A 16550-nucleotide genomic window follows, 5' to 3' on the forward strand; every position below is an offset into this window, starting at 1 on the left:
AAACGACTTAATTTTAAATATTATTAAATAAAAATATTCAATCAATCATAAAATGGGTTCCTATCGGATTTTTAAATTAGATAGATTTATAAAGTTTACTTTACTAATAATAATATATAATTTATATTTAATGGGTGCGTTTATGGTGGATAACGATGTTGAAAGTCATGAGTTCCAGAATGTAGGGATATTAAAAGCCAAAATGTTGAGTTCCTTTTCAAATTATTTCAATGAACTTTATGACAGTTTTCTTAATGAGGACATTAGTTTAGCCGAATTTATAGATAATAAGAATTTATTCGTTGACCAATGGGGTTTCACACGCATCGATATTAAAAACAGAGGGGATTCTGCCAATTCTATAAAAGTTATAAATCTCGATGATGATGTTACGGTATCCTCTGCAAAATGGCTGACCGATGAAACAGGTGAAGGGTTTAAGATCACATCCCGAAAAAATAAGTTAAGAGTTACATTTCGCTGTGTCAATGCAGGCGAGCTAGTTTTAAGATTCAGAGGTCCTGAGTTTAGGCACATATTAAATAAGAATAGGATACCTGTTAAAATTTTCATTTCTGATGTTAAATTAAATAATGAGACAGTTTTAACCGATAAGCTATTGTGGCATGATGATTCGGTTTCATACACATATTCCTGTGTGGATGGCGAGATTATCACAATGGACATCGAAACAAAATTCATTTATGATTATTTCCCAAGCCTATTGGATTTGTGCAATAATATTGTCGATGATGATGATTTCATTTCGTCTGTAAATAGTCTAAAAAAATATTTCATAAGCAATGGTGATGGCAATCCTAAAGAATTTAAGGACGTATATCTTGATAATCATTATTTGAATCAGAAATATGTCGAATTAAGTAGAAACGACAAGTCCAATATTGATGATTTTATGGATTCCAATAAAAATCTATATGACATCCTAAATATTGTTAGGCAGGAGGATAGCCAAATTTTGATTCAGCAATTCCAGGAATTTTTAAATGTCTCATCATTCAACGGTGCCTTTGATTCAAATAGATTTAAAAATCTGCTTATTTACATGTCAGGCAGGGTGGATATCATCAATTTTGGTGAAGACTGCGATGTCGAGCTTGTCTACAGTTCAGATAATGAGAATAACATCCGCATTCCTCACTGGATTAAAGGGGGATCTGGTGTTGTAGTCGAAAGCAACAAGGGAATTTTGGATGTGATAGTTAGATTTGTCGGTGATGGGAACTTGAAGCTTTCATTTAGAAGCACAGACGTTCGTGACAAAAATAAAAAGCCTAGATTGCCGATATACATTGACTTTACAGATATAAAAATCAACGGCAAGCCAGTTTTAGATGAAAGGAAATTGGTAACTCACAATAAGCCATTTAACTTCAATAGGAAGGTTAAAGATGGCCAATCCATGTCCATACATATGGAATGGACTTCATTTGACCCGAATAATTCCTCTTTTGAGTAATTTTTAAAAAAGTTCTTTAGAAGTAATTAGGTGATATTCAAAAGCAGATATTGTTAAATGTCGTTTAAGTTTCAAGGAAAGTTAATAATTTTATTTATAGTAAGTAATATGTTCTATTTTCTTTTTAGAATATATATTTAAATACTTATTCCTATAAAATTATATTTATTAAAGTAATTTGAGAATTTATCCAGTTTTCCTTTATTTATTTTGAATTTAAAGGAATTCTCCAAATAAAATTGGATTTTCAAATTTTTGGTGTTATGATGAATCCGTCAGTATCAGTTGTTGTTCCAGTTTATAATGTTGAAATGTATCTAAAAGAATGTTTAGACAGTTTAATCAACCAAACATTCAAGGATATTGAAATTATTTGCGTCAATGACGGGTCAACAGATAATTCATTAAATATTCTAAATGAATATGCATCAAGAGATGAGAGAATAAAAGTATTTTCAAAGGAAAATTCAGGTCCTGGTTCAACCCGTAATTACGGTATTGACAATGCCCAAGGGGAGTATCTGCTGTTCGTGGACTCCGACGACTGGTTGGATTTGGATGCCATCAAGATTTTATATGAAACATCTAAATCTCAGGATTTGGATTTGCTGATCTTTTTGGCTGAAGACTATGATGACCTTCAGGATAAATTTTATGAAGAGGATTACTACAATAACTCATTATTGCCAAATTCCCTTGATGAAACCGTATTTAATCATAGGGATATTCAAAAATATCTATTTTCTATAGCTGTTGTACCCTATAACAAATTGTACAGACGCAGCATACTTGAAAAATACCATATTCGTTTTCCTGAAAACATTTTTTTTGAGGACAACCCGTTCCATTATGAAGTGCTTTTAAGCTCAAGGAAAATGTCAATATTGAGAAAGCATTTTGTAATGAGACGTAGGCGCGAGGATTCCATTACTTCAGATATAGACAAGAAGTTCTTGGATGTCATTGAAATCAGCAACATGGTTCCGGACGTATTCCGGAAGCATAATCTGTTCAATGAATATGTTGTGCAGATAGTGGATTTCAAATTGCGTTATGTCAGCATGTGGTATGACTTGATAGAAGAGAAATTCAAGCCTCAGTACTGGGAATTGATGCATGACGATTTCTTAAGGATTTACAATGACAAGCAGCAACATAACCTATTTTTAAATAATCTTGTGGACAAATATAGGGAATTTTATTCGGCCGCTTTAGAATCAAACAGCTATCAGGAACTCGACATGCTGCTTTTGTCAAATCAATTGGATTTAAAAAAGAAAAATCATATGAACCAGATTGATAAAGAAAAAAGAAGAATTTACAACCGGTCCCGTGTACTGGATTCAATGGAAGAGGACCTCTTGAATAAAAATGCGAAATTGGTCGGGGAAATCAAGAGGGTCGAATCTAAGGAAAAGATTCTTGACATCAAAAATGATAATATTGAACGATACTTTGCAGAAAAGAAAGCCTATTATGATGCCCGTGAGCGTGAACTGGTGGAACGACAGGCAGATTTCGAAAAGTTGATTTTGGAAAAAAACGCATTAGTCGATGAAAAGCAGGCAAGCTTTGAAAGTTATGTGGAAGAGAAGGAAGCCTATCTTGATAAGCGTGAGAAGGAATTGGCTGATAAGCAATCAGAATTTGAGAATTTAATTTTAAAAAGGCAAAAAGAGTTAATTGAAAAAGAAAAACAATTAAGCGAAAGGGAAATTAGATTTAATGAGAACATGTCCAGAAAAAATGACATGCTATATCTAAAAGAGATGGAGCTATTGGAAATCGCTTCAAATCCAAGCTCAAATTCACGTCAAAACTTTGCTAATGTCGGGCCGAAAATCTCAATAGTCATTGCAGCATATGATGCAGAGAAATGCCTAAAAAGATGTTTGGAAAGCGTTTCAAATCAAACATTAAGAAATATTGAGGTTGTTTGTGTCGATTGCGGATCAATTGATGATTCTTTAAAACTATTAAATGATTATTCTAAACTAGATTCAAGGGTGAAGGTTCATGCCCAGAATAATTTGAACATTGCCGAAGCCAAAAGATATGGTTTCGAAAAGTCATCAGGGGAATATGTGATGTTCTTAGACGCTTCAGATTGTTTAAAGATGGATGCATGCGAAAGTGTCTATGCAGATGCTAAACTAAATAATGTGGATTTATTGATTCTCTCAAATGATGATATCGATTTGGAGGGCAATGTTTTAAGCCATAACAATATGGGAAGCGAAATGTTCAATATTCAGGCAGCCGGTTGTCAACAGTTATATAAACGGGAATTGTTGAAAGGTATTGATTTCTTTGATGAGGTTCCCTTATTTTGGGAGGCTGCATTGTCATCAAATTCATTTAAGATAGATAGTAATCGATGCATTGATATGGATGCCACTTCAAACAACTCATTCAGCATAATATCAGATATGAATAAGATATTTGACATTTTCAAAAGGCATGATGTTGATGGACAGTACGGCAAGGAGTTAATCAATTATAAAATCAGATCAGTTAAACAGTCATATTATTCTTTCGATGAAAGTGAAAAGCAAGATTTCTGGAACATGATGCAGAATGATTTTTCAAAAATTAAAGAGGAATCCATAGAAGATTTAACAGATGAAAATAGGGATTTCTACAATAAGGTAATCCAGTCCAGAAGCTTCAAGGAATTGGAATATTTGGAAAAATATGGAGATAGCATATAAGTGATAAAATGAGTCCCAATAAAAGATTTCGAGATGATTTAACATTAATTGATGAGTTGGACAATGAGGTTGAAGATTTATACATCACTTCCAGGTTTCCTCCACTCAATGACGTAAGCGGAATCGTTTTTTCCAAAAGAATCATGGTTGCAGGCAAAAAGGTCGATGTATTATGTTCTGATTTTATTGGAGATGAGGACAAGTCTTTTGATAAATTGATAAACAATTTCATCTCTGAAAAATTCCTTCTTGGTGGGGATTTTGCTCCAAACACCATCCCTGAAATCAATTACTTTAGAAAGGAAGGGTTAAAGAGATTAAATGAGTCCGGCAAGAAATACAAAACAGTTGTAAGTAGGGCCTGGACTATCGAATCACATTTTTTAGCTTTGGATTATAAGCTCCAGAACCCGGACGTCACATGGATTGCCGAGTTTTCGGATCCTATTGCTTATGATATGAATCGTGCTTTCAGGGGCAACAAGCCATATCATCTTGATGATGACTTTGTTGAAAAGCTCAATGAACTGATTTCAAATATTAATAAGGAGCAATTTGGCGATAACGTTGATAAATACTTCCCAGATGTCAAATCTGATGAGGAAGTCTATTATTTAGTTGAATACCTGCCATATCTTTTTGCAGATGTCGTCAGGTATACAAATGAAATTCAATGTCAGGTCATGCTGGACATGTTCCCAGTTGACATGAGGGAATTTGTTTTGAAAAAGACTGAAGTTTCAGTACATCCGACATTGGATTCTGAATTTTATTTCCTCAAGAGTTCCTCATATGATGTTGATCCTAATTATTTAAATTTCGCATATTTCGGAACATATGTGGGAAAAAGGCACTTAGAATACTTATTCAAATCATTTGAAGAGCTGAATGATGATGTCAAATCTAAAATAAAACTGCATATGTTCGTTCCAAATCCAGACGTCCTGAAGTTAAACGTTAATGATTTGGACATGAAGGACAACATTGAAATAGGTAAGAAGCTTCCATTTTTGGAATTCTTAAACTTAACAACTAAAATCGATGTTTTGATTGTAAATGACACCATAACAGAGGGTGCTTTTGACATAAATCCATTTTTGCCTTCAAAAGTGTCAGATTATCTAGGATCAGGCAATGATATTTGGTACATCTGTGAAAAGAACAGCTGCATGGATTTGAAAGACGGAAAATACAAGTCTTATGTCACTGACTATGAATCCTCCAGAAACATGCTTGAAAAGATAATTAATGATAAGTTGGGTGTTGATGGCATATTTGATGAGGTTCTCGACATTGAGTATTACCAAAACAGGCTGACAAACCTGAACAATGTCATTCACGATTTATACGGTCAGAGGATGTATTGGTTTAATCAGACACAACTGTATAAAGGCAAAACAAATGAGCTGAATTCAAGCCTTAAAAGAATCAAACCAATGGAAAGTAAGTATGGCTCCCTGGTCAAGGAAATGGATGCAAAGGATGAGCGCATAGAATCTTTAAGAAAAGACTGCGATTCTCTGATTGAGGACATTCATCTAAAGGATGAACAAATCAATGCTCTGGCGATTGATGCAAGTTCCAAGGAAGACGAAATTTCTTCCCTCCAAAAGGAATGTGACTCTCTACGTGATGATCTTCGATTGAAGGATGAACGGATTTCTGAACTGGTTGCTGAAGTGGGAGAGGCCAAGAATGAAATTTCAACATTTAAAAGTCAGATGGAATCTGATTATCTGGAAAAGACTAAATTAAAAAATGATTATGATGATTTGCATAAGTTAACTAACGAATCCTTTGAGTTAGTTCAGATTAAGGATGACATAATCAATGATAAGAATAATGAGTTGCAGTTCTATAAGAATCATGGAAACCTGTTTAACAGAATCATATCAAATCCCTTAAGCCATGTTTACATATTCCTTACTTCAGGATCTGAAAGGAGTTTGAATCGTGATTTATACAACGCCTTAAAGGATAGTGATTGGTTCAATGTCGGCTTTTATCTTAGTGAAAATGAGGATATTTCAAGGTTTAAGTGGGTAAGGCTGTTCTCACCATACCTTCATTATGTATGTCACGGATTTGATGAAAAGAGAAGTCCAAACAGAGAGGAAAAAACGGATTTTACCAAAAAAGAGCTGTTGGATAAGCTATTGCTGTTGGGTGAGAACGAGTAAATGAAATAATCCGTTGATGTTCCAACTTGCAATAAAAGTTGCTGTATGTTTATCATTTAAGATTTAAAGCATATTTGATAGTTTATATATGAATTTGAATTTAATTAATCGTGGAATTGTTTAAATATTATGTTTAACTTATAAAAGAATAGGAGGATTTTCTTTGGGATTTAAGGTTGCAGTTGTGATGCCGGCATATAATACGGGAAAATATATTTCAAAGGCATTGGATTCAATTATAAATCAGAGTATGGATTTTAAAAAAGATATTCAAGTCATCATTGTTGACGATGCCAGTTCTGACAATACTCTGGACAAAGCAATTAAATATCAAAGGGAATATCCTAATAATATAACTGTCGTCCATAATGAGACTAACTGCGGTCCGAGCTATGCGAGAAATGTCGGTCTCAGTCATGTTGATGCGGAATTTGTTAATTTTCTAGACAGTGATGATTACATCTCAAGGCATGCATTCAGAAAGGCATATATCTTTTTAAAGAAGAATCCTGATGTGGATATTGCATCCATTCCTATGTATTTTTTTGGAGTCAGAAAAGGACCTCATAATTTGAATTATAAGTTTAAAAAGACTCAGGTTGTTGATTTAAGGCAACATCCGGAATTCATTCAGCTATCCGGACCATCAAGTTTTTTCAGATTTAGCAAACTTAAGGACTATAGGTTCAATGAAAAGTTGAGGGTTTCTGAAGATCCTCTATTAATCAATCAAATGCTTTTGGACAATCCGAAAATTGGTCTTTTGCATGGCGTCAAATATTATTATAGACGAAATGCGCTTGGAAACTCTTTAATTGCAACTTCAACTCATTTCAAGTCTTATTTTACTACAAGGGTTGATGAATACTTCATTGGCCTTTTAAATTATACATTAAATAAGTGGGGTCATGTTCCAAAGTTTATTCAGCATTTGCTGATGTATGACCTGCAGTGGATTGTTGAAATCAAGTCTGTCAATAAGATTCTTGACAAAAATGAAATCGATGAACTGTATGACAAAATATTCTATCTTTTGAAATATATCGATAAAGATGTCATTGACTTTCAGGCTTCCATATCTGAAGAACTAAAGTGTCATTTAAAGCTTTTAAAGGATTATGGTACTGGTTACAGATTAAATAAGGATAGTTTTCAGGAAGATACCAATTTAAGAACAGTGTATATAGACCATTTTGAGTTTATAAATAAAAATCATGTCTTCATTGGCGGGATTTTAACAAATTTCATTAAAAACGATGATGTTTATGCGGTTGTAAACGGCCAAGTTGTCGAAACAACAAAAGTGGAATATCCCCAAAGGGACAATTATTCCCTTAATTTTAATTATGCTTATAATCACTGTTTTGAAGTCGTTTTGCCTATTGGAAAGGATTTAAAGATTTCATTCAAATCAAAAAGGAACAATCTGACCATTGATTATAATCATACTTCAAGACTCAGTAAAACTTCAAAATACAGATTTGGGAAAGATTATCTTGCTATTGATAATGGAGATTATATTGAAATCACAGAAAAAACTTTCAAAAAGTGCATTAAATTAGAACGTGAAGTTTTATCAATGATTTTAAGCGAAAAAAAGCAGGGATGGCGTACTGGTGTAATTCTAAGAATATTGTACTTCATGTCTTATTACTATTTTAAAAATAAGCATCTGTGGATATTTATGGATTTGCCGAATATAGCGGGAGATAATGGATTTTTCTTATTTAAAAAAGCGATTGATAACGATAAACTTAAAGACATTAAGAAATATTTCGTTTTTTCAAAGTCACCTACTCTTTCCGCTAATTTGCCTGAAATGGAAAAATTATATGTTGCAAGTTCACGATGGGATAAAATCAAAAAGTTATTGGGCTTGGAAAGCGGAAATAGCGAATATGATAAAATCAACAAGATTGGGAATGTGCTTCCAAGCATGTCCTTGAAGCATAGGCTTTATCTATTGTTTGCGGATTATATTATTTCTTCTCACCCCGACAATGAACTTATCTATCCATATTGGGGCAATTATTCTCACCTTTCCGGTCTTGCAAAATCCAAGACAGTATTCTTGCAGCATGGTGTGACTAAGGATGATATTTCATACTGGCTCAACAAGTATGACAAGAGGATATCTTTAATCGTTACAGTTTCCGAAAAGGAAAGGGAATCGTTTTTAACATATGATTATGGTTATCCTGAAGATTTTATTCAGGTTCTTGGATTTCCGAGATTTGACTTTTTGGAAAGTTTTGTCGATAGAAAGGAAGTTGTTTTCATGCCGTCCTGGAGAAGGCAATATGACCAGCTTGAAGATGATGAATTCGTCCAAACCAATTACTTCAAAGGCATCAATGAAGTTTTGAATGATGCAGAATTGCTGGAATTTTTGGATTCAAAAGGGTATAAATTCATATTCAAACCGCATAGGAATATTTTGAAATTTTCTCATCTGTTTGATATTCCATCAAATGTTCAGATGGGCAGCGATATCTCTTATACAGATATATTTAATAATTCTTCTTTGATCATTACCGATTATTCATCAGTAGCATTTGATTTCGCTTATCTTGCAAAACCTCTAATTTATTATCAACATGACAAAGATTATCACTTTGATATAGATAGGTCATACTTCAAATATGAAACTATGGGGTTCGGTCCAGTTACTAAAACAAGTGATGAATTAAAACAACAGGTCATGAGGTTGGTTGAAAATAATTGCATCATGGATGAAGAATATGTACAACGTGTCAATGACTTCTTCAAGTATGTTGACAAGAACAATTCGGAAAGGGTCATTGATGCAATCTTGGAGTTGGATGAGAATTTCTATTATTAGATTTTAAGAATAATTTTTTATGTTTCTATAAACAAAAATATATGTAATTATTTTTTCACATGAGGATTTATTATGAATTTAACTGTTATTGGAACCGGATATGTTGGTCTTGTTACAGGGGCTTGCTTTTCTAAAATGGGAAACAAGGTATACTGTGTAGATATCGATGAAACTAAAATTGACGGATTGAAAAAAGGAATTTTACCTATTTTTGAACCGCATTTGGGGACTATGGTCATTAACGGCCAGGAAAGAGGTGATTTGGTCTTCACAACAGACATTAAAGAAGCGCTTGATGATTCCAATATTGTTTTTATTGCTGTTGGAACTCCTATGGCTGAAGATGGAAGCGCTAATCTTGACTATATTTTCTCAGCAGCATCTGATATTGCAAACAACATTACAAAAGATTCCCTTGTTGTAATAAAATCAACAGTTCCGATAGGCACATGCTTTAAAGTTAAGGAACATATAGAAAAAATCCTTGAAGAAAAGAACTCTGATGTAAAGATTGACATTGCTTCAAATCCCGAATTTTTAAAGGAGGGTAGGGCGATTGATGATTGCATGAGTCCTGACAGAGTAGTTATAGGTGCTGAAAAGGAAGAGGTTTTCCTAAAATTAAGAGAACTTTACTCTCCGTTTGTCTTAAATCATGACCGTTTTGTTCTTATGGATGTCAAATCATCAGAGATGACAAAATATGTTGCAAATGCAATGCTTGCAACAAAAATATCCTTCATGAATGAGATTGCAAACATCTGTGAAGTCACTGGTGCTGATGTTCAAAAGGTTCGATTGGGTATTGGATCTGATAAAAGAATTGGATATCACTTCATTTATGCAGGATGCGGATATGGGGGCAGCTGTTTTCCAAAAGATGTGCAGGCCTTAATCAATACTGCACAATCTAACGGATATGAGCCTGAAATTTTATCTCATGTGGAAATTGTAAACCAAAGGCAAAAGCTTGTCCTGGTAGATAAGATAACTAAAAGATTCGGTGAGGATTTGAACGGTTTTACATTTGCCATTTGGGGACTTGCATTTAAGCCTGGAACTGATGATGTAAGGGAGGCAACATCCCTTGTCGTTGCATCTGAACTCATTAAGAGAGGTGCAAAAATCAAGGCTTATGATTCACAGGCAGTTGAAGAGTTTAAAAAAGCAATTGGCGACAAATGCTTGGAATCCATTTCATTTACCAACAACAGGTATGAAACTGTTGAAAATGCAGATGCATTGATATTGATTACTGAATGGAAAGAATTCAGAACACCTGATTGGGAATATCTAAAAGAAAAATTGAATCATAATGTCATATTTGACGGAAGAAATATTTATGATAAAAAAATCATGGATTTAGGTTTTGAATTATATCAAATTGGGTGTTAAAATTTTTATATCCTAAAAACTAATTTTTATACATGACATTAATTGACATAATGCTCAAAAGAAGGAGTACAAGAAAATTCAATGATGAGCCGGTTACTAAGGAGGAACTTGAAAAGATTCTTCAAGCGGCACTTCTTGCTCCAACCAGCATGAATAGAAAGCCATGTAATTTTTTGGTGGTCGAAAGAAAAGAGACTTTAGTTGAACTTTCAAAATGCAAGAACCATGGCGCTGAGCTAATTGCAAATGCTGATAAGGCTATTGTTGTTGTTGCAGATACTATGATTGCCGATACTTGGTGTGAAGATTCATCAATTGCTCTAACTCATATGCATTTAATGGCAACAGAATTAAATTTAGGCAGTTGTTGGGTACAGATTCACCTAAGGGATAAAGATGGTGTAGATGCAGAGGAAGTCTTACGCGATATTGTTAAAATTGATGACCATTACAGGATTGTTGGAATCCTGGCGCTTGGCCATTCTGATGACATTCCGCAGCCTCACACATTGGACGACATTGATAAAAGCAAGATTCATTTTTTAGTTTAACATGTCAAAAAGAGTTTTAATTGCAAACGGCGAAGTCATCGATGATACTTTCATCGAGGATTTCATAAGCACTCCTGATGCTCTTCCAATTCTGTTGATGAACATTTTGGATGAATTCGATGAGGACATTGAATTGAAGCGATTCAATATTTATGAAACCCATCCTGAATTTGAAGAGCTTGACAATAAGGAAATTAGATTGACTTCTGAATTGTTGAAAGAAGGTAAATTTGATGAAGCTGAGGAATTTCAAATTGATTTTGCTCTTGATTTTTTGAATAAGCATCCTCAATTCAAATCTATGATTAAAGGAGTGGAATCGGTGGGTCATAATGATCTTCGCATTGCCCTTTCATCTATCAAGGAAGCGTTTCTTGGAGATTTTGACTACTTTTAACCCTTGGAAAGTTACAATATATTTATATATATTTTTCCATAGAATTTTATTTAGATATAACTACTCTAGGAGATTTTTAAAATGCACGTTAAAGATATTTTGGATGATTTGGATATTAGAATCAAATTGCCACAGCACTGGTATTCAACAGACGTAAGCAATGATTTTGAAGAACCTGAACTTGTTGAGAATGGTGAAATAATTAAGATTAAAGCTGAGGGCGAAAAGGACACAAAAGTCATAGTTATTGATGTGAATGACGGTATGAGTGTCGTTACCGTATTTCCGGATAAAAAGGTCATTGGAGTCAAATATTTGGATAACAAAGATGACTTTGAATATATCGGGCATCCGTCAGATCTTTACTTTTAGAATTGCAACGCCACTTAAAATACCAACCATTGCTCCCACAATCACATCCAGAGGGTAATGCACACCACAGTACACCCTAGAAAATGCAAGGACACAACCGAATATTATTAATAATGCAATCAATGCTTTGTTCTGTTTATATTCATGAATTAAAACGGTTATTATGCTGAAAGTTGATGAAGTATGTCCTGAAGGAAAGGAATTCGGTTCGCTTGGTATAACTAATTGGTTTACATGGCCCAATACCTTGAACGGGCGTTCTTCAACGATTCCCAGCTTTAGACATGCAACGATTCCTGCAGACAGCAGGAGAGAATATAAACATAGCTTGCTTATTCGGGAATATTTTTCATTATTATAATGTCTTGAAATGATGATGGCCAGAATACATAAAACCAAAAGGCTGATAAACCCTCCAACATTTGTTAATTGGGGCATTATCAAATCAAAAATCGGATTTGATAGTGTATTGTTTATGAAATAAAAAATATCAATGTTCGGATTCATTGGTTTAACTTTTCTTTTTATTTGTTAAATAATTTTAGTAGTTGCCTTTTCACAAGTAAAGTTTCAAAATATTTAAATATAGTTAAAATATATTTTTAATCACAATGATTAGGAGGAATTAATCATGGCTGATAAAAAAGCACCTGCAGATGGCTGGCCTGTAATCAGTGGGGATTACATTGTTGGGGACCCTGAAAGTCCCGTGGCTGTTACAACTTTGGCTTCTCATATTGAAGCTGATTTATCTGGAGCAGCAATTGCAGGACCATGTAAAACTGAAAACTTAGGTATTGAAAAAGTTGTAGCAAATATTATTTCAAATCCGAATATTAGGTTCTTGATTTTGGCTGGTGCTGAAGTGCAAGGTCACATTACTGGTCAAAGTATTCAAGCATTGTACGATAACGGTGCGGATCCAGATAAGAAGAAAATTATCGGCGCTACTGGTGCTATTCCTTTCGTAGAGAATGTCCCTCTCGACGGTATTGAAAGGTTCCAGCAACAATTGGAAATAGTTGATTTGATTGATACCGAAGATATTGGCGCAATTCAATCAAAGATTAATGAATGCGTTGAAAAGGACCCTGGGGCATTGGAAGAAGATCCTATTGTTATGGAAGTTGACGAAGAAAATGAGAGACTTGTAATCGTTGAAGATAAGGACGACGATGATGATGAAGAAGATGAGGCTGAAGAATAATTCGGCTTCAACTTTACTTTTTTTTACTTTTTTTTAAAATTTTTGTGATATTTCACACATGTGTTTTTTTGTCTTTTTTTACTAAATACAAAAACTTTATATATGAGTACAACCAAAGTAGTAATTGCCTTTCTTATTGATGTATTTTTCATCAAAAAGTAGGAAAAATAGTTAAGTTTATATACTATTGTATACAAAATATGATTACAAAATTAAATCTTCATTGCAAAAATGCAGATTATTTGTAATTGTATTTTCAAAAAAATATTGTTGAACTCCTCCACAAAAGTGGATTTAAAAAAATAGAGGTGATAATATGAATGATTACCCAACTAACTCCATCAACTGGAGTGAAAAAGTCAAAAACTTAGACGAAAACATCAGGCGTGAAATCGGGCTTGAAGGGGATAATGAAGCAAAGCATATCCTAATTAAGGTCCAAACCAAATCCGCCGAAGCCATCGAACCAGCGTTCATAGTAGGGGAAGATGAAACATTCCTTGATTTATTTGTTTTGTCTCCGCAGGGTGCAGGGATTACATCAACTGCCGTTTTGAAGGACAACATTCAAAGCGTTGGTGTAATAGGCGGCGTTTCTGCTGAAAAATTGGACCCATCAGAAGTACCTGATGAAAAGCCATTGATTGACGATGTTAGCGCATTGTATCAGTGAGGTAGAAATGTCCAGATACAGGCATAATAAAAGGTCAAGACAGTCAAACAATGAGTATTATGAAAGGGAGCAGCTGATTAACCGAAAGATTAAGGAGTTTAAAAACAACTTCTACAATCTTTCAAATCCTCCTATAGCATCTGAATACCACAAAATGGATGCTTTAAGAAAGGAGATAAAATATCTGCTCGGACTTCAGGAGTATCAAGTCTGGCAAAAATCATACAACCGCAAACATGCTTATTTCAGCCAACTCTCCCTTTTTAAATCAATATATATGATGTGGAAACGCTTCACATGCTTTGTATACCTTGAAGAATACCACCACGTTCCCCATCATATTGCTATGTGGGCCAAAATCATTGGCTCAACATTGGTTCCAGGCAGGTGCTTTGGAACCTAATTTTTATATTTTATTAAAATAAACTATAATTAGTGAGAAAGATGCATGATGTAAAACTAAAAGATATTGCAGAGATATACTCTGGTCTTTCATATAGGCGTTATCTAGACGATAACGGAGTGGAATGCGATGTCGTCGTTCAAAGATCCATCAAGGGAGATGGAGTCATCAACGATTTTGAAAAAATCAGGCTAAATTCAGAAATTAAGGAAAGGTTTTTTTCAAAAAAATGTGACGTGTTGATGAGAATGCCATATCCATTTGATGTAGTTCACCCAAACCTGGAAGGCCTTGTAATAAGCGATAGAATCGCCATTATAAGACTTCATAACAACCATGACCCAGCATTTATTGCTCATTTACTCACCAATGCCCATGTTAAAAAACAATTGCATGACATTGGAAGTACAGAAAGAATACCACATATATCCATCAAAGAAATTAAGGAAATCAACCTCAGAGTCCCCGATTATGAAACACAGGTAAAATACGGGGAGCTCCTAAACACCATTAATGAAAAAATCGCCCAGGATTTGAAAGTTGTGGAATATGACAGGCGTCTCAAAGAGGGAATTTTAAACAAGCTTTGGGGGCAAGATGATGAATAGGCAGAAACGATCATCAAACAACACAATTTTCAGAAACATCAGAACCAAACTTAGACAGGCAGACTACTCCCGAGATGTCTCTTATCTTTTGGTTTTTACATTTTTATATAAATACTGTTCTGATTCACTTAAGGATTATTTTTTAAGCGCAATTGAAGATAAGGAAATCACCCTGGATGAAGCTTTCAGAGATTCCTATTATCGGGAAGTATTTAGGGATGATGCATTTCACATGTTCGGATACTACATCAACAATCCCGAAGCGTACATTGATGAAGTAATCAACACCAAATATCAGGAAAGATTCTTTTTATCATCATTCTTTTCATCATTCAGTAAGAATATCGAGTTTGTTCCGAATTCAAATTATGAAAAATACTTTAAATTCCTGTTTGATGCATTTAAAAGGGAAATCAACATTGACAAGTTGGAATATGACTCTGAACATAATCTGCTTTATAAAGACATTATCTATTCCATTTCGAAATTGGATATATATGAAGAAAAATTCCCGTTCAGCGAAGTTTTCAACCAGATTTGCCAATTCAGAAACATCAATATTGACCATGATCCCGATTATGTCAATTATATTCTAACGGAATTGGTCTGTGCAAGCAAATCATCGCCGATGGATGTTTATAATCCGTTTTTGAATGATGCATCTTCACTGGTTAAATTATCAGAGAAATTTCCATTCAGTTACGGCAAATCTTATGGAAAGGGTTATGATGAGATTACCTACTGCGTAAGTATTGTAAATATGCTGATGCACTACTTCGATTTGGATAATGTATTTTTAGAATTCGGAAATTCAATTGATTCAGTCGATATCAATGGAGCTTCATTTGATGTAATCATGTCAAAATTCCCACACATCGGCGGTTGGAGTTCAAAAGCCAGAAATAAGGTTCAGAATATTGAATTGGCAAAGAGGAACAGAAGAAGAAAACTTGAAAATGTACTTTCAAAAAACTTTAAAATGGATGAAAACTCCTTTGCAAACGATTCACAGCTGAATGATGCTCTGGAAAATTTACTCGAACAAATTGATGATGAATTCAACTCCCAAATTCAATTCACAGGCGAGTACGAATCACTCAAGGACAGTGAATATCTGTTCCTTATTAATTTGATCAATTGCCTTAAAAATGATGGAGTCATGGTCGTATCACTTTCCCAAAGCTTCCTATTCAAGAATTCGCTTGAGACATTGAGAAAATACTTAACCTATGAGAATAACTTCATTGACACTATCATAAGCATGCCTGACGTTCTTGGAAGATATTCAAGGCCTGAAATCATTTGTGTATTCAAGAAAAACAAGTCCGATGACAATGTTTTATTCATTGATCTCTCACAAGGTTTCGATACAAAAAGAGCCCATAATGCTTTGCCGGGTGCGTTCAAGAGGAACTTGCTATTGGATGATAAAACAGTCAGCAAACTTGTTAAAACATACGTCAATAAGGAAATCATTGACAGATATTCAAATGTTGTAAAAATATCAGATATTGTTAGAAATGACTTTAATCTGTCTGTTTCAAGATATGTTGACACATTTGAAGGCGAATTCATTCAACTAAGTGATTTGACTCATGAAAAAGAAGAAATCACCTCAAATATTAAAGAGTTAAATAAGAAAATTGATAAAATGATGGATGAATTGGATATTAAGTTTTAGGACGGAATTTCCTGTCCTCAACATTTTTTTTCGTTTGCTTAAAAAAATAAGGT

The 16550-nt window shown here is 34.1% G+C and carries 13 protein-coding genes and 1 pseudogene; 13 read left to right on the top strand and 1 reads right to left on the bottom strand.

Going from position 1 to position 16550, the window contains the following annotated elements; genetic code table 11:
- The first annotated feature begins 142 nt into the window (after positions 1 to 142).
- The 8 genes from QZU81_RS04800 (at position 143) to QZU81_RS04835 (ending at position 11925) form a co-directional block, all read left to right on the top strand.
- Positions 143 to 1477 (top strand): hypothetical protein, encoded by a 1335-nt coding sequence (locus QZU81_RS04800; protein ID WP_295589723.1) that lies wholly within the window; start codon positions 143 to 145, stop codon positions 1475 to 1477.
- A 263-nt stretch (positions 1478 to 1740) separates the two neighbouring features.
- Positions 1741 to 4188, top strand: coding sequence for a glycosyltransferase (locus QZU81_RS04805; RefSeq protein WP_295589725.1), 2448 nt, complete (start codon positions 1741 to 1743; stop codon positions 4186 to 4188).
- An 8-nt stretch (positions 4189 to 4196) separates the two neighbouring features.
- Positions 4197 to 6368: a hypothetical protein gene (locus QZU81_RS04810; RefSeq protein WP_295589727.1), complete on the top strand. Its 2172-nt coding sequence runs from the start codon at positions 4197 to 4199 to the stop codon at positions 6366 to 6368.
- A 163-nt stretch (positions 6369 to 6531) separates the two neighbouring features.
- Positions 6532 to 9210, top strand: a complete 2679-nt coding sequence (locus tag QZU81_RS04815; RefSeq protein WP_295589729.1) for a CDP-glycerol glycerophosphotransferase family protein — start codon at positions 6532 to 6534, stop codon at positions 9208 to 9210.
- Positions 9211 to 9282: 72 nt separating this feature from the next.
- A complete protein-coding gene (locus QZU81_RS04820; protein WP_295589731.1) occupies positions 9283 to 10605 on the top strand; it encodes a UDP-glucose/GDP-mannose dehydrogenase family protein in 1323 nt (440 codons plus the stop codon).
- 50 nt (positions 10606 to 10655) lie between these two features.
- Positions 10656 to 11156 (top strand): nitroreductase family protein, encoded by a 501-nt coding sequence (locus QZU81_RS04825; protein WP_295589734.1) that lies wholly within the window; start codon positions 10656 to 10658, stop codon positions 11154 to 11156.
- A 1-nt stretch (position 11157) separates the two neighbouring features.
- Positions 11158 to 11553, top strand: coding sequence for a hypothetical protein (locus QZU81_RS04830; protein ID WP_295589736.1), 396 nt, complete (start codon positions 11158 to 11160; stop codon positions 11551 to 11553).
- A gap of 81 nt (positions 11554 to 11634) precedes the next feature.
- Positions 11635 to 11925, top strand: coding sequence for a hypothetical protein (locus QZU81_RS04835; RefSeq protein WP_295589739.1), 291 nt, complete (start codon positions 11635 to 11637; stop codon positions 11923 to 11925).
- Here the strand turns inward: QZU81_RS04835 and QZU81_RS04840 are convergent.
- Positions 11908 to 12432: a phosphatase PAP2 family protein gene (locus QZU81_RS04840; RefSeq protein WP_295589742.1), complete on the bottom strand. Its 525-nt coding sequence runs from the start codon at positions 12430 to 12432 to the stop codon at positions 11908 to 11910. The genes QZU81_RS04835 and QZU81_RS04840 overlap by 18 nt on opposite strands.
- A gap of 124 nt (positions 12433 to 12556) precedes the next feature.
- Here QZU81_RS04840 and mtrA point away from each other — a divergent pair.
- The 5 genes and pseudogenes from mtrA to QZU81_RS04865 form a co-directional block, all read left to right on the top strand.
- Positions 12557 to 13060: pseudogene (gene mtrA, locus QZU81_RS04845) on the top strand (tetrahydromethanopterin S-methyltransferase subunit A); the annotation flags it as partial.
- Positions 13061 to 13448: 388 nt separating this feature from the next.
- Positions 13449 to 13805 carry a hypothetical protein gene (locus QZU81_RS04850; protein WP_292825044.1) on the top strand — a complete coding sequence of 119 codons (357 nt, stop codon included), beginning with the start codon at positions 13449 to 13451 and terminating at the stop codon, positions 13803 to 13805.
- Between the two features lie 7 nt (positions 13806 to 13812).
- A complete protein-coding gene (locus QZU81_RS04855; RefSeq protein ID WP_295589748.1) occupies positions 13813 to 14208 on the top strand; it encodes a hypothetical protein in 396 nt (131 codons plus the stop codon).
- A gap of 41 nt (positions 14209 to 14249) precedes the next feature.
- On the top strand, positions 14250 to 14816 hold the full coding sequence (locus QZU81_RS04860; RefSeq protein ID WP_295589751.1) for a restriction endonuclease subunit S: 567 nt from the start codon (positions 14250 to 14252) through the stop codon (positions 14814 to 14816).
- Positions 14806 to 16497 carry an N-6 DNA methylase gene (locus QZU81_RS04865; protein ID WP_295589754.1) on the top strand — a complete coding sequence of 564 codons (1692 nt, stop codon included), beginning with the start codon at positions 14806 to 14808 and terminating at the stop codon, positions 16495 to 16497. The genes QZU81_RS04860 and QZU81_RS04865 overlap by 11 nt, the downstream gene beginning before the upstream one ends.
- Positions 16498 to 16550: the final 53 nt, after the last annotated feature.

Origin of the sequence: uncultured Methanobrevibacter sp., from assembly GCF_902770715.1 — an archaeon.
Classification (GTDB): domain Archaea; phylum Methanobacteriota; class Methanobacteria; order Methanobacteriales; family Methanobacteriaceae; genus Methanocatella.

Coding starts and splice junctions, on each gene's coding strand:
- QZU81_RS04800 (WP_295589723.1), top strand. CDS start 143: ATGGTGGATAACGATGTTGAAAGTCATGAGTTCCAGAATGTAGGGATA.
- QZU81_RS04805 (WP_295589725.1), top strand. CDS start 1,741: ATGATGAATCCGTCAGTATCAGTTGTTGTTCCAGTTTATAATGTTGAA.
- QZU81_RS04810 (WP_295589727.1), top strand. CDS start 4,197: ATGAGTCCCAATAAAAGATTTCGAGATGATTTAACATTAATTGATGAG.
- QZU81_RS04820 (WP_295589731.1), top strand. CDS start 9,283: ATGAATTTAACTGTTATTGGAACCGGATATGTTGGTCTTGTTACAGGG.
- QZU81_RS04825 (WP_295589734.1), top strand. CDS start 10,656: ATGCTCAAAAGAAGGAGTACAAGAAAATTCAATGATGAGCCGGTTACT.
- QZU81_RS04830 (WP_295589736.1), top strand. CDS start 11,158: ATGTCAAAAAGAGTTTTAATTGCAAACGGCGAAGTCATCGATGATACT.
- QZU81_RS04835 (WP_295589739.1), top strand. CDS start 11,635: ATGCACGTTAAAGATATTTTGGATGATTTGGATATTAGAATCAAATTG.
- QZU81_RS04840 (WP_295589742.1), bottom strand. CDS start 12,432: ATGAATCCGAACATTGATATTTTTTATTTCATAAACAATACACTATCA.
- QZU81_RS04850 (WP_292825044.1), top strand. CDS start 13,449: ATGAATGATTACCCAACTAACTCCATCAACTGGAGTGAAAAAGTCAAA.
- QZU81_RS04855 (WP_295589748.1), top strand. CDS start 13,813: ATGTCCAGATACAGGCATAATAAAAGGTCAAGACAGTCAAACAATGAG.
- QZU81_RS04860 (WP_295589751.1), top strand. CDS start 14,250: ATGCATGATGTAAAACTAAAAGATATTGCAGAGATATACTCTGGTCTT.
- QZU81_RS04865 (WP_295589754.1), top strand. CDS start 14,806: ATGATGAATAGGCAGAAACGATCATCAAACAACACAATTTTCAGAAAC.